At 61.4% G+C, this 17,474-nt stretch carries 17 protein-coding genes; 9 read left to right on the forward strand and 8 right to left on the reverse strand.

All coding sequences use genetic code 11. The features are described from left to right. Positions 1-47 precede the first annotated feature (47 nt). Positions 48-1,079 (forward strand): cytochrome-c peroxidase, encoded by a 1,032-nt coding sequence (locus AC4LFW_RS14715; protein ID WP_491819839.1) that lies wholly within the window; start codon positions 48-50, stop codon positions 1,077-1,079. A gap of 40 nt (positions 1,080-1,119) precedes the next feature. On the opposite strand, the gene mscL is transcribed toward AC4LFW_RS14715, so the two are convergent. Continuing rightward, on the reverse strand, positions 1,120-1,551 hold the full coding sequence (gene mscL, locus AC4LFW_RS14720) for a large-conductance mechanosensitive channel protein MscL (RefSeq protein ID WP_491819841.1): 432 nt from the start codon (positions 1,549-1,551) through the stop codon (positions 1,120-1,122). Between the two features lie 202 nt (positions 1,552-1,753). Between mscL and AC4LFW_RS14725 the strand changes: the two genes are divergently transcribed. Further along, the gene (locus AC4LFW_RS14725; protein ID WP_491820240.1) at positions 1,754-2,023 is read left to right on the forward strand and encodes an HP1242/YdcH family protein; all 270 of its coding nucleotides are present in this window, start codon (positions 1,754-1,756) and stop codon (positions 2,021-2,023) included. A 122-nt stretch (positions 2,024-2,145) separates the two neighbouring features. Here the strand turns inward: AC4LFW_RS14725 and AC4LFW_RS14730 are convergent, their stop codons facing one another. Then, the gene (locus tag AC4LFW_RS14730; RefSeq protein WP_491819843.1) at positions 2,146-2,580 is read right to left on the reverse strand and encodes a CopD family protein; all 435 of its coding nucleotides are present in this window, start codon (positions 2,578-2,580) and stop codon (positions 2,146-2,148) included. Between the two features lie 114 nt (positions 2,581-2,694). Here AC4LFW_RS14730 and radA point away from each other — a divergent pair, with 114 nt between their 5' ends. Continuing rightward, a complete protein-coding gene (gene radA, locus AC4LFW_RS14735; RefSeq protein ID WP_491819844.1) occupies positions 2,695-4,056 on the forward strand; it encodes a DNA repair protein RadA in 1,362 nt (453 codons plus the stop codon). Between the two features lie 66 nt (positions 4,057-4,122). On the opposite strand, the gene AC4LFW_RS14740 is transcribed toward radA, so the two are convergent. The 5 genes from AC4LFW_RS14740 to glyA form a co-directional block, all read right to left on the reverse strand. Next, a complete protein-coding gene (locus AC4LFW_RS14740) occupies positions 4,123-4,491 on the reverse strand; it encodes a PilZ domain-containing protein (protein WP_491819845.1) in 369 nt (122 codons plus the stop codon). A gap of 59 nt (positions 4,492-4,550) precedes the next feature. Further along, positions 4,551-5,012 (reverse strand): methyltransferase family protein, encoded by a 462-nt coding sequence (locus AC4LFW_RS14745; RefSeq protein ID WP_491819846.1) that lies wholly within the window; start codon positions 5,010-5,012, stop codon positions 4,551-4,553. Positions 5,013-5,105: 93 nt separating this feature from the next. After that, positions 5,106-5,744 (reverse strand): response regulator, encoded by a 639-nt coding sequence (locus tag AC4LFW_RS14750; protein WP_491819848.1) that lies wholly within the window; start codon positions 5,742-5,744, stop codon positions 5,106-5,108. 33 nt (positions 5,745-5,777) lie between these two features. Further along, positions 5,778-7,130, reverse strand: coding sequence for a cache domain-containing protein (locus AC4LFW_RS14755; RefSeq protein ID WP_491819850.1), 1,353 nt, complete (start codon positions 7,128-7,130; stop codon positions 5,778-5,780). A 170-nt stretch (positions 7,131-7,300) separates the two neighbouring features. After that, a complete protein-coding gene (gene glyA, locus AC4LFW_RS14760; RefSeq protein ID WP_491819851.1) occupies positions 7,301-8,554 on the reverse strand; it encodes a serine hydroxymethyltransferase in 1,254 nt (417 codons plus the stop codon). Positions 8,555-8,799: 245 nt separating this feature from the next. Between glyA and ettA the strand changes: the two genes are divergently transcribed. The 5 genes from ettA (at position 8,800) to siaD (ending at position 14,375) form a co-directional block, all read left to right on the forward strand. Further along, on the forward strand, positions 8,800-10,467 hold the full coding sequence (gene ettA / locus AC4LFW_RS14765) for an energy-dependent translational throttle protein EttA (RefSeq protein WP_491819852.1): 1,668 nt from the start codon (positions 8,800-8,802) through the stop codon (positions 10,465-10,467). Between the two features lie 150 nt (positions 10,468-10,617). Next, positions 10,618-12,609, forward strand: a complete 1,992-nt coding sequence (gene siaA, locus AC4LFW_RS14770; RefSeq protein WP_491819853.1) for a biofilm regulation protein phosphatase SiaA — start codon at positions 10,618-10,620, stop codon at positions 12,607-12,609. 28 nt (positions 12,610-12,637) lie between these two features. Beyond that, on the forward strand, positions 12,638-13,183 hold the full coding sequence (siaB, locus tag AC4LFW_RS14775) for a biofilm regulation protein kinase SiaB (RefSeq protein WP_491819854.1): 546 nt from the start codon (positions 12,638-12,640) through the stop codon (positions 13,181-13,183). Positions 13,184-13,202: 19 nt separating this feature from the next. After that, entirely contained in the window at positions 13,203-13,580 is a 378-nt protein-coding gene (siaC, locus tag AC4LFW_RS14780) for a biofilm regulation phosphoprotein SiaC (protein WP_491819855.1), read from the forward strand. A 9-nt stretch (positions 13,581-13,589) separates the two neighbouring features. Continuing rightward, a complete protein-coding gene (siaD, locus tag AC4LFW_RS14785; RefSeq protein ID WP_491819857.1) occupies positions 13,590-14,375 on the forward strand; it encodes a biofilm regulation diguanylate cyclase SiaD in 786 nt (261 codons plus the stop codon). Between the two features lie 162 nt (positions 14,376-14,537). Here siaD and gbca read toward each other — a convergent pair whose 3' ends face one another. Beyond that, on the reverse strand, positions 14,538-15,827 hold the full coding sequence (gene gbca, locus AC4LFW_RS14790; RefSeq protein ID WP_491819859.1) for a glycine betaine monooxygenase oxygenase subunit: 1,290 nt from the start codon (positions 15,825-15,827) through the stop codon (positions 14,538-14,540). A 396-nt stretch (positions 15,828-16,223) separates the two neighbouring features. On the opposite strand from gbca, the gene gbcB reads away from it, so the two are divergent. Then, positions 16,224-17,324, forward strand: a complete 1,101-nt coding sequence (gbcB, locus tag AC4LFW_RS14795; protein ID WP_491819861.1) for a glycine betaine monooxygenase reductase subunit — start codon at positions 16,224-16,226, stop codon at positions 17,322-17,324. The last annotated feature ends 150 nt before the right edge of the window (positions 17,325-17,474 follow it).

The following is a 17,474-nucleotide window of genomic DNA, read 5'->3' on the forward strand; positions in this document are numbered from 1 at the left end:
GCAAAGAGCGCCTCCTAGCGTGGCCAACATAGAAAAAGGATCGCCTGATGCGCCTCCCTGCTCCCGTCCTGCTCAGCGGACTGATGCTGATCTCGAATGCGGTACATGCCGACGAACTGCGCGAACGCGCCAACGCCATCTTCAAGCCGATCCCGGCAACGGTAACCGAAGTTCGCGGTCAGGCCGTCAGCCCCGATCAGGCGCAACTGGGCCATAAGCTGTGGTTCGATCCCAGGCTGTCGCGCAGCCATGTGATCAGCTGCAATACCTGCCACAACCTCAGCCTCGGCGGCGGCGACAACGTGACCACCTCGATTGGCCATGGCTGGCAGAAAGGACCACGCAATTCGCCTACTGTGCTCAATGCGGTATTCAATGCTGCTCAGTTCTGGGATGGCCGCGCCGAGGACCTGCAGGCCCAGGCCAAGGGGCCGGTGCAGGCTGGGGTCGAGATGAACAACACCCCGGACCGTGTCGTTGCGACACTGAAGAGCATTCCGGACTATGCCAGCGGTTTCAAGAAAGCCTTCCCCAACGACAAAGACCCGGTCAGCTTCGACAACATGGCCTACGCGCTGGAAGCATTCGAGGTCAGCTTGATCACCCCGGACGCGCCCTTCGACCGTTACCTTAAAGGTGATGACAAGGCACTCGATGCCAAGCAGAAGGAAGGCCTGGCACTGTTCATGGATACCGGCTGCAGCGCCTGCCACAGCGGTGTGAACGTTGGCGGCCAGGGCTACTTCCCCTTCGGCGTAATCAAGAAGCCGGGCGCGGAAATCCTGCCGACCGGCGACAAGGGCCGCTTCACCGTGACCAACACCGCGACGGACGAATATGTGTTCCGCGCCGCACCACTGCGCAACGTGGCGCTGACCCCGCCCTACTTCCACAGCGGAGAGGTGTGGGAGCTGGAGCAAGCCGTGGCGATCATGGGCGATAGCCAGCTGGGCCGCACGCTGAAGGATGACGAGGTCGCCGCGATCGCTGCATTTCTGCGCAGCCTGACCGGCGAGCAGCCCCGTGTCGCCTATCCTGTCCTGCCACCCAGCTCGGCCGATACGCCCAAACCGGAGTGACAGGCCAGCGGCTCCCGGCTTGGCAAAGCCGGGAGCCGTCTTAAGGTTCGCGGCGTTCGGCCCCTGGACGGGCCTGCTCGCGCAGCGCATCGCGAATTTCGGTCAGCAGTTGTTCCTCCTTGCTCGGTGCCGGCGGAGCAGACGGCACCTCTGCTTCCTTGCGCTTGAGATGATTGATTGCCCTGACGGCCAGAAAGATGGCAAATGCCACGATGGTGAAGTCGAATACCGTCTGGATGAAGCGGCCATAGCTCAGGGTCACCGCGGGCGTATCCCCTGCCGCCTGCTTGAGCACGACGGCCAGGTCTGAGAAATCCACCCCGCCGATCAGCATGCCCAGCGGTGGCGTCACTACATCGGCAACAAAGGACGAGACAATCTTGGTGAACGCAGCACCAATGATGATCCCGACCGCCATGTCGATCACGTTGCCCCTGACCGCAAATGCCTTGAACTCGCTGAGCATGCCCATCTGTCTGTCCTCTGATTAAAAAGTGGAAACACCGCCGTGCCGCTTCGACCACCGGCAGCATAGGTTGGGTTCAACAGGCGAGCCAGAGAGTTTGCGCGACGGCACTTGACGACACAGTGAGCACGGCTTGATCGCCGTCAAAAGAGATCCCCGGCCGCGACGCTAAGGTACAGCACCTCTATCCCCACCCCGGAGCGGCACCATACACGTCGAACACCATCCGTTGATCAAGGATTTTCCCGAGAAGCGCGAGCAGATCCATCAACTGCGCCAGCAGGACCCAGCCTTTGCGCGCAAGGCCGACGAGTACGAGGCCCTGGACAAACACATCTGTCGCGTAGAAGACGGCGTCGAAACCCTTGACGATGACGCACTGAGCGCCCTCAAGCTGGAGCGCGTCACTCTCAAGGACGCTATTGCTCGCGATCTCAAGCGCGCCGGTGGAAGCTGCTGCGGCGGTTGCTGCGGCTGAAACTGAAACAGCCAGCAGGTCCGGGTATCAACCGAGATGCCGCGGACCTGAGCCCATATCCCGGACTGCCATAACCGGGCTCGGCTTAACCGAGCCGCCTCCCCCCGTCCGACGCGCCGCGGTCAGAACAGCCCACCAAACCTGAACCCTGAACCCACCCAGACGAAAGCTACAGCAGTCAGGGTGATCAACAGAATATGCACGCCCAGATGCGGCAGGCGCTGGCCGTCCAGCCTGGGTATCAGTGCCAGCCGTGCATGCACCCCCAACAACGCGGTAAGGGCCAGCAGCACCAGCTTGGCCTGGACCAGATGGGCAATGGGCGAATCGCCCAGCCACTGGGCATGGGGCAACCATTGGCCCGCCAGCCAGAGGCCCGTCCCAACCTGCAGCAGCAACGCAGGAATGCCGACACGCTCGTACAGCTGCTCGAAGGCACGCACCGGCCCGACATCCCGACGGCGCAGCGCACCGGGCAGGACACTGAACAGCAGGACCAGATGGCCGCCCACCCAGACACTCGCACCCAGCAGATGCAGGAACAATACATGGCGCATGGCCGGACTCCTGTTCGATTTGTTTACAGTCTGGCGACTCTCGCGGCACTTGTGACTGATGGCGATCAAGTCAGCCGTTATCATGCAGCTCCCCTATCCGACGCGGAGTACCCCATGGCCAAGGCCAAGCGCATGTATGGCTGCACCGAATGCGGCTCGACCTTTCCCAAGTGGGCTGGCCAGTGCGGCGATTGTGGTGCCTGGAACACCCTGGTGGAAACCATCATCGAGGGCGCCGCGCCGCCATCCGGTCGGGCGGGCTGGGCTGGTGACCCGGCCAATATCAAGACGCTGGCTGAAGTCAGCGTCGAGGAAGTACCGCGATTCACCACTGCCTCCGGTGAGCTTGATCGAGTGCTCGGTGGCGGGCTGGTGGACGGTTCGGTGGTCTTGATCGGCGGCGATCCCGGTATCGGCAAGTCAACCATCCTGTTGCAGACGCTGTGCAACATCGCCCGCCAGTTTCCTGCGCTCTACGTCACCGGCGAGGAGTCCCAGCAGCAGGTCGCCATGCGCGCGCGACGCCTGGACCTGCCGCAAGACCGTCTCAAGGTGATGACCGAAACCTGCATCGAATCCATCATCGCCACCGCACGCCTGGAAAAACCCAAGGTGATGGTCATCGATTCGATCCAGACCATCTTCACCGAGCAGCTGCAATCGGCACCCGGCGGCGTGGCCCAGGTGCGCGAGAGCGCGGCGCTGCTGGTGCGCTTCGCCAAGCAGAGCGGCACGGCGATCTTCCTGGTCGGTCACGTGACCAAGGAAGGCGCGCTGGCCGGTCCGCGCGTGCTGGAGCATATGGTCGATACCGTGCTGTATTTCGAGGGCGAATCCGATGGCCGCCTGCGTCTGCTGCGCGCAGTGAAGAACCGCTTTGGCGCGATAAACGAGCTGGGCGTATTCGGCATGACCGATAAAGGTCTGAAGGAAGTCACCAACCCCTCGGCCATCTTTCTCACCCGGGCGCAGGAAGCGGTGCCCGGCAGCGTGGTCATGGCCACCTGGGAAGGTACGCGGCCTATGCTGGTCGAGGTTCAGGCGCTGGTCGACACGAGCCACATGGCCAACCCACGGCGCGTCACCCTTGGCCTGGATCAGAATCGTCTGGCCATGCTGCTGGCCGTGCTGCACCGCCACGGCGGCATTCCCACCTATGACCAGGATGTGTTCATCAACGTGGTCGGTGGCGTAAAGGTTCTCGAGACGGCCTCCGACCTGGCGCTGATGGCCGCCGTCATCTCAAGTCTGCGCAACCGTCCGCTGGATACCGACCTGCTGGTGTTTGGCGAGGTTGGCCTGTCTGGCGAGATTCGGCCGGTGCCGAGCGGTCAGGAACGCCTCAAGGAGGCCGCCAAGCATGGTTTCAAGCGCGCCATCGTACCCAAGGGCAACGCGCCGAAAGAAGCTCCAAAGGGTCTGCAAATCATTGCAGTGACACGGCTTGAACAGGCATTGGACGCCTTGTTCGAATAACGCCGCCTCTCGGAGGGCTGCGCTGTAGCGATACCGCAATACAGGGCAGCCCATCGAACCGCATCCTTAGCCTTCGCCGAGTGCAGCCAGCTCGCGCTCCAGCAGGGCCTGATCACCAAGGTTGAGCTCGACCAGTCGCCGCAGATGGCTAATCGAGTCGACATCGATATGTCGACAGACAAAACCAACCAGATCACCCTCGGCGTGCATCATCTCGACGTCCATATGCACCTCGGCATCGTCTGACAAGCGAATCCGCGCCTTGAACGGCTGTGCGGGGTCCGCGCTCCAGTTCGCCGGGCGGTTGACCAGCAGGCCTTTCAACGACAGGTCGTGCAGCTCGACCTGCCAACGATCCTGCCCCTGCACAAGCTCCGTTGCGGCATCGAAATCGATGCGCTGAAAGCGCCGACGATCGCTGTTTGTCCCACTCATCGATTCACTCCCGGTAATTCGTCTTTTGACTATAGGCCAACCCCTAAGGCTGGCGGCGCTCAGAGCCAGCGGCGCACACGGCGTCGGTAGGCACGGTACTGGTCGCCAAACAGGCGCGTCAGCAGATGCTCTTCGTAAACGATGACCATGCGTTGCATGCACAGGATCAGCAACGGCAGCAACAGCCAGGGCCAGAGGCTGGAGAGCAGCAGCGCAACGCCGCAGTAAACGAAGGTATCGGCCAGGTAGATCGGGTTGCGTGAAAATCGAAACGGCCCGCTCTGCAACAGGCTGCTGGGCGTGCCATAGGGATTGATGGTGGTGCGGTGGCGATACATCTCGCGCGCCGCCCACAGCATCAGGAGCACACCGACAACAATTGATGCCCAGCCGCCGTAGGTCACCAGCTGGTGGGATGGGAGGTCGAGCGGCGCCCACCGGGCCAGCCCCCAGGCGCAAGCGATGAATACCAGGTAGACCAAAGGCGGTGGCGGGATAGATCCGGCGGTTTTGGCAGGCATGGCGTATCCAGATAGGTGTAAAGACGATCCCATTACAACCGTCTGCTTTAGCAGGGGTATTCGGACAGCCCAGTTTGAACCCCAAAACCCGCGTTAGTGCTGACCTGGCAACCATCCGTGAACCATCGCATGCTTCATCAGGTCCGCCGGTCGATCGATGTCGAGCTTGCGACGGATACTCAGACGGTGGGTTTCGACGGTTCGCACGCTGATTTTCAGAGCGCGCGCCATCGCCTTGTTGTTGTGGCCCTGTGCAAGCATGAGCAGCACTTCCCGCTCTCGCGGCGTCAGCTCGCGCTCCTCGGCGCCCCGACTGGCGAGCTTTTCGGCAACCCCGGCGCTGTAATAGGTGTTTCCTGCAGCGACGGCTTGGATCGCCGTGATGATTTCCCGCGAGGGAGCATCCTTCAGCACATAGCCACACGCGCCAACCTTGACCGAGGTGTTCACGTACTCCTGGTTGTCGTACATGCTCAGAATCAGCACCCGGATGGCCGGGAACCGCTGGCGCAGTGATTGCGTCAGCTCGAGGCCGTTAACGTCTTTCAGACCGATGTCCATCAGCACGACATCTGCCGCGACGCGACTAAGCAACTCAAGCGCCTCGGCGCCGCTGCCGGCTTCGCCAACCACGTCCAGCTCGGGAACCGCCATCAGCAATGCGCGGATACCGTCCCGAACCAGGGCATGGTCGTCGATCAGTGCCACCTTGATGCAAGCTTGCGGGGTCATCGAGCGAGCCTCTTATTATCTGAATCTGAGAATTCAGCCGGCACGCGCCGGCAAGGTGACATCCAGTTCGGTACCGCCGGCTTCCGACAGCAGGCTGAAACGTCCGCCGAAGTGTTCTACCCGTTCACGGATATTGCGCAAACCAATGCCGCCGCCCTTGATACTGTCGAGTTGGCGCGGATTGAAACCAACACCATCGTCCCGCACCCGCAGGCGCACCGAGGCATCGTCGCCTTCCAGGCTGATATGCACCGATTGCGCCCCGGCGTGCCGCTCGATGTTGGCCAGCGCTTCCTGCAACACGCGAAACAGCGCGACAGCTACCGAATCATCCGGATCGCCGTCGCCGAGCGCATTGCTGTATAGCATCTTCAAACCGCTGCGCTGTTCGAACTCGGCCACAAGCTGACCGATCGCCGCCGGCAAACCCAGGGTGTCGAGCAGCGAAGGATGCAGGTCATGGGAGATTCGCCGCACCTCGCCTATCGCGCCGGCCAGCCGCTCGGTGCCGCGGTCCAGCGTTTCCTGCGCTTTGGGGTTGCCGCTCGCCAGTTCATGGCTCGCCAGCTCGAACTGGAACTTGATGGAGACCAGCAGCTGGCTGATGCCATCGTGCAACTCACGTGACACTCGCGAGCGCTCCTCTTCCTGCAGGCTCACGATTCGCTGGGTCAGCAATTGCAGCTTGCGGTCGGCCAGTCGCCGCTCGCTGACGTTGAGCGTCAAGCCGCTGGCAAAGACCAGCAAGACCGCAACGAGCGCGACGCCGGCAATCGCCAGCATAGTGGTGTAGATGCCACTGGCGACTTCTTTGCGCACCTGCAGGATCGCCTGATCCACATCCTCCAGATAGATGCCGGTTCCCAGCATCCAGCCCCAACGCTCCAGCATCACCACGTACGCCAGCTTCTCCGCGAACTGGCCAGTCGATGGCTTTTGCCAGGCATAGCGCTGGAAGCCCCGGCCGGACTCGGCACTGTGCATGAGGGCCTGGATCACCGGCAGACCGTTGGGATCGGTCATGTTCCAAAGGTCCTTGCCGACCAGCTCGCTCTGCCGAGGGTGCATCAGGTTGCGTCCGCTGCGGTCGTAGACGAAGAAATAGCCATCACTGCCGAAACTGAACCGCCCCAGCGCGGCGAGAACCTTCTGCTTGGTCTCGGCATCGTCCAGCCCGTTGTCATAAAGCGGCGCGATGGTGCTCAGGGCCATCTCCACATAGTTCTTCAGCTCGGCCTGCTTGCTGGCAAGAATGCTGCTCTCGATCAGCCTGGCCTGCTGCTCGCCGAGGCGCTGGTTCTGGACCAGTACCAGTGCGCAGACCACGGCCACAGCCAGCAGCAATGGCAGGATGCTGAGTGCGGCGATCTTGTGCTTGAGCTGCATCGAGCCTCTCCGATGACCTGAACCTGGACGAAACCTGAGCGAGAAATAACCTGGCAGCATGGAAGGCAGGGTACCAGATGGCACTCTGCCTTGACGCGACGCCGGCCGAACCTCTCCTGCAGAAACAAGAAAGCCCGGCACTGGCCGGGCTCTCGTTACAGCAGGACGGCTTAGTTACCGTAGACCGGGAACCTGGCGCAGATCGCCTCGACCTTGCCGCGCACCGCTTCGATCACCGACTGGTCGCCCATGTTGTCGAGGATGTCGCAGATCCAGCCAGCCAGGTCGCGGCACTCGGTCTCGCCGAAGCCACGGGTGGTGACCGCCGGAGTACCGATGCGCAGACCGGAGGTGACGAACGGCGAACGCGGGTCGTTCGGCACGCTGTTCTTGTTCACGGTAATGTGCGCATGGCCAAGGGCCGCGTCAGCATCTTTACCGGTGATGTCCTGCTTGATCAGGCTGAGCAGGAACAGGTGGTTCTGGGTACCGCCGGAAACCACGTCGAAGCCGCGCTGGATGAACACTTCGGCCATCGCCTGGGCGTTCTTCACCACCTGCTGCTGGTAGGCCTTGAACTCGGGCTGCAGTGCTTCCTTGAAGCACACCGCCTTGGCCGCAATGACGTGCTCCAGCGGGCCGCCCTGGGCGCCGGGGAATACGGCGGAGTTCAGCTTCTTCTCGATCTCGGCGTTGGCACGCGCCAGGATCAGGCCACCGCGCGGGCCGCGCAGGGTCTTGTGGGTGGTGGTGGTGACGACGTCGGCGAAGGGAACCGGGTTCGGGTAAACGCCCGCTGCAACCAGGCCGGCGACGTGCGCCATGTCGACGAACAGGTAGGCACCGACCTTGTCGGCGATTTCGCGGAAACGGGCGAAATCCAGTTTCTGCGAGTAGGCAGAGAAGCCGGCGACGACCATCTTCGGCTTGTGCTCGAGAGCCAGGCGCTCGACTTCGTCGTAGTCGATCAGGCCCTGATCGTCGATGCCGTACTGCACGGCGTTGTACAGCTTGCCGGACGAGGACACGCTGGCGCCGTGGGTCAGATGGCCGCCATGGGCCAGGCTCATGCCGAGAATGGTGTCGCCAGCATTGAGCAGGGCGAGATAGACCGCGGCGTTGGCCTGGGACCCGGCGTGCGGCTGGACGTTGGCATAATCGGCGCCGAACAGCTCTTTGGCACGATCGATGGCCAGCTGCTCGACCACGTCGACATGTTCACAGCCGCCGTAGTAACGCTTGCCCGGATAACCTTCGGCGTACTTGTTGGTGAGCACGCTGCCCTGGGCTTCCATCACCGCCGGGCTGGTGTAGTTCTCCGAGGCGATCAGCTCGATATGGTCTTCCTGACGCTTGGCTTCCTGCTCCATGGCAGCGAAGAGATCGGCGTCGAAACGGGCGAGGGTCAAATCACGGCTGAACATGGCAGTCCTCTGAGAATCAGCTGGCGGGTATAAAAGAGGCGCGGATTCTACCTCATCCGCCAGGGCGCGGGTATGAGGGCTGGTCATGTACAACATGAGGCCCACTGCAAGCAGAAAGAGGATGACCGAATCAGCCGGGCGGTTTGCCCTGCCCCCTGCATTCCGGTAGCTTTGCCAGTCCGGTTCGACCCGCCCGCGGCGGCGGGATTCGCCTCCTCATTTCTTCGTCACGGGCACTCGTTTCCATGGCTCAATACGTCTACACCATGCACCGGCTCGGCAAGGTCGTTCCGCCGAAGCGCGAAATTCTCAAGAACATCTCCCTGTCCTTTTTCCCAGGCGCAAAGATCGGCGTACTGGGCCTCAACGGGTCGGGCAAATCCACCCTGCTGAAGATCATGGCCGGCGTCGACACCGACTTCGATGGCGAAGCCCGCGCCATGCCTGAGCTGAACGTTGGCTACCTGCCACAGGAGCCCGAACTCGACCCGAACAAGACGGTTCGCGAAGTGGTCGAGGAAGCGGTCAGCAGCATCAAGGATGCCCAGGCGCGTCTGGACGAGGTATACGCGGCGTATGCCGAGCCCGACGCCGATTTCGACAAGCTGGCCGCTGAACAGGCCAAGCTCGAAGCCATCCTGCAGGCCAGCGACGGCCACAACCTGGAGCGCCAGCTGGAAGTCGCCGCCGACGCCCTGCGCCTGCCACCATGGGATGCGAAGGTCGAACACCTGTCCGGCGGTGAGAAGCGCCGGGTCGCGCTGTGCCGCCTGCTGCTGTCTGCCCCCGACATGCTGCTGCTGGACGAACCGACCAACCACCTGGACGCCGATTCGGTCGCCTGGCTGGAACATTTCCTCCACGACTTCAATGGCACTGTCGTGGCGATCACCCACGACCGTTATTTCCTCGACAACGTCGCCGGCTGGATTCTCGAACTCGACCGTGGCCAGGGCATCCCCTACGAGGGCAACTATTCCGGCTGGCTGGAAGCCAAGTCCGCACGCCTGGCGCAGGAATCCAAGCAGCAGTCGGCCCATGAAAAGGCCATGAAGGAAGAACTCGAGTGGGTACGTAAGGGCGCCAAGGCCCGTCAGGCCAAGTCCAAGGCGCGCCTGCAACGCTTCGAGGAACTGCAGTCGCAGGAATTCCAGAAGCGCAGCGAAACCAACGAGATCTACATTCCCGCCGGCCCGCGCCTGGGTGACAAGGTGATCGACTTCAAGAACGTCACCAAGGGCTACGGCGATCGCGTTCTGATCGAGGACCTGTCCTTCAGCATGCCCAAGGGCGCCATCGTCGGCGTCATCGGCGGCAACGGCGCCGGCAAATCGACGCTGTTCCGCATGATCATGGGCAAGGAACAGCCGGACTCGGGCAGCATCGAGATTGGCGATACCGTACAGGTCGCCTGCGTCGATCAGGGTCGCGAGGATCTGGATGGGAGCAAGACGGTGTGGGAAGCGGTATCGGGTGGCTCCGACATGATCCGCATCGGCAACTATGAGGTCCCGTCACGCACCTATGTGGGGCGCTTCAACTTCAAGGGCGGCGACCAGCAGAAGTTCGTCAAGGATCTTTCGGGTGGTGAACGTGGCCGTCTTCACCTGGCCCTGACCCTGAAGGAAGGCGCCAACGTACTGCTGCTCGACGAGCCGTCCAACGACCTCGACGTGGAAACCCTGCGTTCGCTGGAAGAGGCGCTGCTGGATTTCCCCGGTGCGGCCATTGTGATTTCCCACGATCGCTGGTTCCTCGACCGCGTCGCGACCCACATCCTCTCTTACGAGGACGACGGCCAGATCATCTTCTTCGAAGGCAACTACACCGAGTACGAAGCCGATCGCAAAAAGCGCCTCGGCGATGCTGCATCGCAGCCGCATCGGGTGAAATACAAGAAGCTTGCCCAGTAGCAAACCCTAGCGGAGCCGAAAGGCTCCGTTTTTGCATGGCGAATCGGCACTGGTAGCAAGTGGCCCTATACCGGATAATCGCCGCTTTTCGACGCTTGGTAGGCCACTGACCGGGCTGGGCAACAATCGCAGGGAAAGGGCGAAACCATCATGGCGGCACTGGGATTACGCGGCAAATCGCTGCTGGCGCTGTTGTTGACCTTTCTGCTTGCCGTCGGCGTCGTGACACTGGTCGGGCATGAAGCCCTGCAGGGCGTGCAGAAACGATTTGGCGAAGCCTATGCACGCAACGTGGTGCAGCTCAACCGGGAACGGCTGTTCGCTCCCGTTACACGCGAACTGGCCCTGGCGCAACGTCTCGCCGAATCGCACATTACCCGCGCCTGGTTGCAGGATGAGAGCGATGAGGCCAAGCGTGCCCTGTTCTTCAGCGAAGCCGCAGGCTATCAGCGGGCGCTGAGCGACCACTCCTATTTCGCGGCGTCTGCGGCCAGCAATCGTTACTACTCCAACGGGGATAACCAGCCCCTGAGCGACGCCGCACGCTATGAAATGAGTCCTGACGCCGACGCTGACGAATGGTTCTTTACTACCCTGCGCTCGGACGCGCCCTACCATCTCAACGTTGACCGCTCCGCCGTCACCGGGGACCTGAAGATCTGGTTCAACATCGTAGTGCGGGACGGCGACCGGCCACTTGGCATCGTCGGGTCGGGCATCAGCCTGAACGCGTTCATTGATGACTTCATCAGGGTCGACAGGTCCGGCGTCGAGTCCATGGTGCTCGATGGTTTCGGCTCGATCCTGATCCATCCCAACCAGAACCTGGTAACCCTCAACGCCGACACCTCGCAGGGCCGATCGCTCGCCACCAGTCTGCTGGGCCTGCTGGATGACATCGAGCAGGCCACTGCACTGCGCAATGCCATGGAGTTCAGCCGAAACAATCCGGGCGAGACTGCCACCCTGCAGGTCGCTCTGGACGGTGAGCCGCGCCTGCTGGCGATGACCTGGATTCCGGAACTGAACTGGTTTGTCGCCAGCGCCGTCGACCTGCGTACCGCGCAGGTCATCGAGATCAGGCCCCTTCTACCCGCCGTAGCCGCTGTGCTGCTCCTGTTTGCCCTGTTGATCGTTGCGGGTGCCTGGCTCGTCGACAAGCGTGTACTACGCCCCTTGCGGCAGCTGCGTAAAAGCGCCCAGGCAATTGCCGCCGGGCACTACCATACGCCGCTGCCAACCCATCGCGACGACGAGATCGGCGAGCTCAGCGCGGCATTTGGCAGCATGGCGCAGAAGATTCGAAGCCACACCACAGAGCTGGAGAGTCGCGTTCTGGAACGCACCCAGGAGCTTGAGCAGGCCAATCGCGAAATGGCTGCGGCGCACAAGAAGATCGACGACTCGATCGACTACGCCAGCCTGATCCAGCATGCCATCCTGCCCGCGCGCCAGCTGGTCACCGATCTCGATGAGCGGCACGCGGTACTCTGGCATCCGCGAGACGTAGTCGGTGGCGATTTCTATGTCTACAGGGCCACCGAAGGAGGCTGTCTGCTCGGCGTGGTCGACTGTGCCGGCCATGGCGTACCGGGCGCGCTGATGACCATGCTCGCCCATGCTGCCATCGAGCAGGCCATCGCCGACACCGGCCTGGATGACCCTGCGGCACTGCTCGTGCGCACCGACGGAATCGTGCGGCATATGCTGCGCGACGACAGCACCCAGCATGCGCTGGCTACCAACATGGACGTGGGCCTGGCCTATGTCGATTTTGCCCGCCGCAACGTTACTTATGCAGGAGCCAAGATCGCGCTCTACTACAGCGACGGCGACAGCCTCGAGGAGCAGCCGGCCGGCCGCCGTGCCATCGGCGATCGGCGCGTGGGCGAATACCGGAATGCCGAAGTTGCGCTGACGCCGGGCCGCACCTTCTACCTCGCCACCGATGGCTTCCTCGATCAGGCAGGTGGTGAGCTAGGCTATGGCTTCGGCAACAGCCGCTTCGCCGAAATGATACTGCGACATGCCCGCCTGCCCCTGGCCGAGCAAGGCGCCGCGTTCAAAGCCACCCTGGCCGAGTACCAGGGCGATTACCCCCAGCGTGACGACATCACAATGTTGTGTTTCCGTTTCGATTGAGTGCCATTCACCGGAGTCGAGTTGACCCATGGAAACCCTTGACCTGTTCGCCATGCGCGAAAGCTACAACAGACAGCAGATCATGCTCTGCTTCAATGGTCCGATCTCGCGCAGCCTGATCGAGGAAATCGGCAACGCGCTGCGCAACTACCTTGCCGCCGATCACGCCAATCCATCGTCGGCGATGGACGTCTTCGCGGTCTACATCGAGATGACCCAGAACATTCGCCACTATGCCAAGGTGCGAAACTGGGCCGATCAGGAAGCCGGCGCGACGGTCGTGGTCGCACGCAACGATGCCGATGGCCGCTACGTAGTCTCTGCCGGCAATCTGATCGAAACCGCAGATGGCGAAGCCCTGATGGCGACCATTGACGAGTTGGCGAGCCTGGACAAGGCCCAGCTCAAGGCCCGGTACAAGGAACAGCTGCGCAAACCACGAGAAGACAACACCGCCAGTGGCGCCGGACTGGGGCTGATCGACATCGCCCGCAAATCCAGCGAGCCACTGAAAGCCTCTCTGCAAACCGTTGCCAACGGCCGCTCGTTCATCAGCCTGAGCGCGGTCATCTGACTACAAGAGCCCATTGAACATGAATGATTTCACCATCGCCGGCAGCCAGTCATCGCCCGCCATCCAGTCCGATTGGGAAAATGGCGTGCTTGCCATGCAGGGCGATTCCTACCCGGAAAACTCCTACGAACTCTTCCATCAGGTCATCGAGTGGATAGAGCGCTACCTGGCCGAAGCCGGGCGCCCGCTTCGGCTTGAATTGCACCTGCTGTACCTCAACACAAGCAGCATCAAGGCCGTGATGGATATTTTCGACCTGCTCGAAGCAGCCCATCTGGAAGGCAAGCCAGTGGCCGTCAACTGGCACTATGATCGCCGCAACGAACGTGTGGTAGAGCTGGCCGAAGAGTTCAAGGAAGACTGCACCTTTCCATTCATGATCCTCAGCGACGACTAGAAGGTTCCTATGCGCGGGCACAACCCCCTGGAAAGCCAGGTTCTGGAGTCACTATCCGATCCCGAGAACCAGGGACATCCGCTGCATGAAACCCTGAGACAGCTGTGGGAAGCGCACCACAACCTGCTCAACCGCATCGAGCGGATTGCACGCGTTTCCGACGGCTACCAGAGCATTGTCCGCGACCGCGAAATGAGCCTGTCGGCCCGCTTCGACAAACAGCTGCGGCAACTGGAAAAGGTGGCGCGCATTTCCGATCGCTACCAGACGATGATGCGTGACCTGAACATCGCCTTGCGGGAAGCCTCCACCCACGACGCCCTGACCGGCATCGCCAATCGTCGCCTGCTCACCGAGCGGCTTCGAGAAGAAACCGAGCGGGCCAAGCGCTATTCACGCCCGCTGTGCATCGTCATGATCGATATCGACCGTTTCAAGATCATCAACGACGAGCATGGCCACGAAATCGGCGACAACGTGCTGATGGAAGTGGTCCGGGTGATGGAGGCGGAAATTCGCGAGCACGACCTTTGCGGTCGTTGGGGCGGCGAAGAGTTTCTCGTGCTCATGCCGGAGACCGCTACCGACAGCGCCGTACTGGTCATGGAGCGCTTGCGCGAAGCCGTGGCCAAGCTACGGGTACGGATCAACGACGAATCGCTGTCGGTTACCGTAAGCCTGGGCATGGCACAACTGCGTGCCGACGAGAACTACTCAAGGACCATCAATCGCGCCGATGTGGCACTGCTGCAGGCCAAACGCAACGGCCGCAACCGCTGCGAGCTGGCGGACTAGGCAACGAGCTGCCATACAGCTGGACGTTGCTGGAGGCGCCGCACGATTGCTTGCGTTCCGGCAGTGAGGACCGGGAGCGGTCCGGATTTCCAAGCACAGCGGCTGTTCTTGTTTGCACAGCGCAGAGGGCGTACCCGCGCTACGGCGGGTACGCCGGGCCGGTCACTGATTGATCTGCCTTAGATAGGGCGCTGCAGCCGCCCCAAGGTTGTTCAACATGCGCTCGCTGTACCAGTCGATGAAGTTGACCACCCCGAATTCATAGGTCTTCGAGTACGGGCCGGGCTGGTAGGCCGTGGAGTTGATCCCTCGCTGGTTTTCCTCGGCCAAACGGCGGTCCTGATCGTTGGTGGCATCCCAGACCTTGCGCAGGTTTTCCGGCGAATAATCGACACCCTCCACGGCGTCCTTGTGCACCAGCCACTTGGTGGTGACCAGCGTTTCCTGGGCACTTACCGGCCATACCGTGAAGACGATCATGTGATCGCCCATGCAGTGATTCCACGAATGCGGCAGGTGCAGGATGCGCATCGAGCCAAGCTCTGGGTTCTTGATCCGCCCCATCAGTTTCTGGCAGCCCTGCTTGCCATCCATTGTCATCGACACCGTGCCCTTGAGCAGTGGCATGCGCACGATACGGTTGCGCAAGCCGAAGCTGGCATGTGCGTAAGGAATCTGCTCGGCTTCCCAGGCAGCGGCTGACGCGGCGACATGGTCCTTGAACTCCTGACTGGCACGCGGATCGGTAACGTCGTCCCATTCCAGCAACGATTTGAGCAATTCAGGGTGTGCGCCGTTGCAGTGGTAGCACTCGCGGTTGTTTTCCAGCACCAGCTTCCAGTTGGCCTTTTCGACCAGGGTGGTCTGCACCGCCACCTTGGTGTTCTCCATGTCGTAGGGCTCCATGTAATGGGCCAACGTCGCAAGGAAATCGTCAATTGCGGGCGGGTTCTCAGCAAGCGAGACGAAGATGTAGCCACCGGAAGTTTTGCATTGCACAGGCTTGAGCCCGTACTCATTCAAGTCGAAGTCGGCACCCATCTCTGTGCCTGCGAACAGCAGCCGGCCGTCAAGCTCGTAAGTCCACTGATGATAAGGGCACACCAGCTTGGCGACCTTGCCCTTGTCACTCGTGCACAGGCGGGAACCACGATGGCGGCAAACGTTGTGGAAGGCATGTACCGCTCCTTCCGCACCTCGGATGACCAGGATCGGGTTATCGCCGACCTGCAACGTCAGGAAATTACCCTTCGCGGGGATTTCGCAGGTCATGCCGGCGATCAACCATTCCTTGTGGAAGATCTCCTGCATGTCGATCTGGAACAGCCGCTCATCGTTATAGAACGGCTGCGGAAGGGAGAATGTCGGCTGGCGCGTCTGCAGCATCTCGGCAGTTGCCTTGCGCGCGGATTCGAGCGGATCGCCCAGGCTTAGTTTGGAAGTGGCATCCATCGGTTGCTCCTCAAGCCGGCCGCGCCTTGCAGGCGTCTGTGGCTGGCGACAAAAATGGCTATTCAGTTGATACGCAAGGCGGCGAGCCGGATTGCATCGATGCCGTCAAAAAAAGCGACTCCGGCTTGATCTTCTTCCCTGCTCGGCTGGGGCCGAGTGTGGAGTGGCGAAAGAGGCAAACCTTATCCATGGGCGACAGCCACACATCAGTTTCCGACGCCCCGAGCCGCCTTAGAGCTGCCTGGTCGCGATAAGCATGCCGATGTCGCGGGTAGGTAAGTGGGCCGGTAGCGCGTTGCGCACAATTCTGCGCCAGAGGGCCATGCGTCGAGTAGTCGCATCCCGGGAAAGGGCCCGTTAAAAGGCCGTAGTAGCCAGCGCGCAATCGAGGTGAGCATGTCCAGCAATTTCCTCAACCCGGTCAATACCCAGACATGGACCAACGGCCGCCATCTGGTGCGCTGCGTGAAGGTGATCCAGGAAACCTGGGATGTGCGCACCTTCTGCTTCATGTCCGATCAACCGATCATGTACTTCTTCAAGCCAGGCCAGTTCGTCACTTTGGAGCTTGAAATAGACGGTCAACAGGTGATGCGTTCCTACACTATCGCCAGCTCACCGTCGGTTCCCTACAGTTTCTCGTTGACCATCAAGCGCATTCCTGGCGGTAAGGTGTCCAACTGGCTACACGACAATCTCAGCGAAGGCGACCAGTTGCCGGTACACGGGCCGGTCGGTCTTTTCAACGTTATCGACTATCCCAGCGACAAGGTTCTGTTTCTGTCCGGAGGTGTCGGTATCACTCCGGTCATGTCCATGGCACGTTGGTTCTTTGATACCAACGCTAGCGTGGATATGGTGTTCGTCCACAGCGCCCGTTCGCCCAAGGATGTGATTTTTCACCGCGAGCTCGAACACATGGCATCGCGGGTCAACAACTTCAGTCTTCATATCATCTGTGAACGACACGGCATGGGCGAGGCATGGGCGGGTTACCGCGGCTATCTCGACCAGCGCATGCTGGAGCTGATCGCGCCGGACTTCCTCGACCGGGAGATCTTCTGCTGCGGCCCGACACCCTACATGAATGCCGTAAAGCGACTATTGGCCAACAATGGCTTCGACATGCAGCGCTATCACGAGGAGTCTTTTGGCGCGACGCCGGCTGACGTGCGCGATGATGTCCAGGAACTGGCTGACCTGGCCGCCGATGCACCAGAAATTCCCCTTTCCGATCTCAATCAGGTGGAGTTCACCGCGACCGGCAAGAGTATCCGCGTTGGCCCACAGGACACTGTCCATTCGGCTGCAGCACAGCTCGGTCTCCATATACCCAAGGCTTGCGGCATGGGCATATGCGGTACTTGCAAGGTAATGAAGACCGCTGGCGAGGTGATCATGGAGCACAACGGCGGCATCACCGACGAGGATGTAGCTGAAGGCTATATCCTGTCCTGCTGCAGCGTGCCGCAGGGCGACGTAGTCATAGACTACTGAGTGGTTATCGGGAAGATGCAATGTTGGCTGGCGCCGCCAGCCTCCGCCCAGCCCCTGCGCCGCCGCGGTGACATCGCACACCAGATACGGCGCGGGCTAGTCAAACAAGCGCGTGCCGTGTAGCTATCCCAAGAAGCCACTTGCACTGTG

The organism is Stutzerimonas sp. C6.4V, assembly GCF_058536345.1.

What these genes read in the sequence shown, in the direction of transcription:
- siaA (WP_491819853.1), top strand. Translation starts at nt 10,618, where the DNA reads ATGGCGGCACTGGGATTACGCGGCAAATCGCTGCTGGCGCTGTTGTTG.
- gbcB (WP_491819861.1), top strand. Translation starts at nt 16,224, where the DNA reads ATGTCCAGCAATTTCCTCAACCCGGTCAATACCCAGACATGGACCAAC.
- siaD (WP_491819857.1), top strand. Translation starts at nt 13,590, where the DNA reads ATGCGCGGGCACAACCCCCTGGAAAGCCAGGTTCTGGAGTCACTATCC.
- radA (WP_491819844.1), top strand. Translation starts at nt 2,695, where the DNA reads ATGGCCAAGGCCAAGCGCATGTATGGCTGCACCGAATGCGGCTCGACC.
- siaB (WP_491819854.1), top strand. Translation starts at nt 12,638, where the DNA reads ATGGAAACCCTTGACCTGTTCGCCATGCGCGAAAGCTACAACAGACAG.
- AC4LFW_RS14750 (WP_491819848.1), bottom strand. Translation starts at nt 5,744, where the DNA reads ATGACCCCGCAAGCTTGCATCAAGGTGGCACTGATCGACGACCATGCC.
- mscL (WP_491819841.1), bottom strand. Translation starts at nt 1,551, where the DNA reads ATGGGCATGCTCAGCGAGTTCAAGGCATTTGCGGTCAGGGGCAACGTG.
- AC4LFW_RS14715 (WP_491819839.1), top strand. Translation starts at nt 48, where the DNA reads ATGCGCCTCCCTGCTCCCGTCCTGCTCAGCGGACTGATGCTGATCTCG.
- gbca (WP_491819859.1), bottom strand. Translation starts at nt 15,827, where the DNA reads ATGGATGCCACTTCCAAACTAAGCCTGGGCGATCCGCTCGAATCCGCG.
- AC4LFW_RS14740 (WP_491819845.1), bottom strand. Translation starts at nt 4,491, where the DNA reads ATGAGTGGGACAAACAGCGATCGTCGGCGCTTTCAGCGCATCGATTTC.
- AC4LFW_RS14755 (WP_491819850.1), bottom strand. Translation starts at nt 7,130, where the DNA reads ATGCAGCTCAAGCACAAGATCGCCGCACTCAGCATCCTGCCATTGCTG.
- AC4LFW_RS14745 (WP_491819846.1), bottom strand. Translation starts at nt 5,012, where the DNA reads ATGCCTGCCAAAACCGCCGGATCTATCCCGCCACCGCCTTTGGTCTAC.
- AC4LFW_RS14730 (WP_491819843.1), bottom strand. Translation starts at nt 2,580, where the DNA reads ATGCGCCATGTATTGTTCCTGCATCTGCTGGGTGCGAGTGTCTGGGTG.
- ettA (WP_491819852.1), top strand. Translation starts at nt 8,800, where the DNA reads ATGGCTCAATACGTCTACACCATGCACCGGCTCGGCAAGGTCGTTCCG.
- glyA (WP_491819851.1), bottom strand. Translation starts at nt 8,554, where the DNA reads ATGTTCAGCCGTGATTTGACCCTCGCCCGTTTCGACGCCGATCTCTTC.
- siaC (WP_491819855.1), top strand. Translation starts at nt 13,203, where the DNA reads ATGAATGATTTCACCATCGCCGGCAGCCAGTCATCGCCCGCCATCCAG.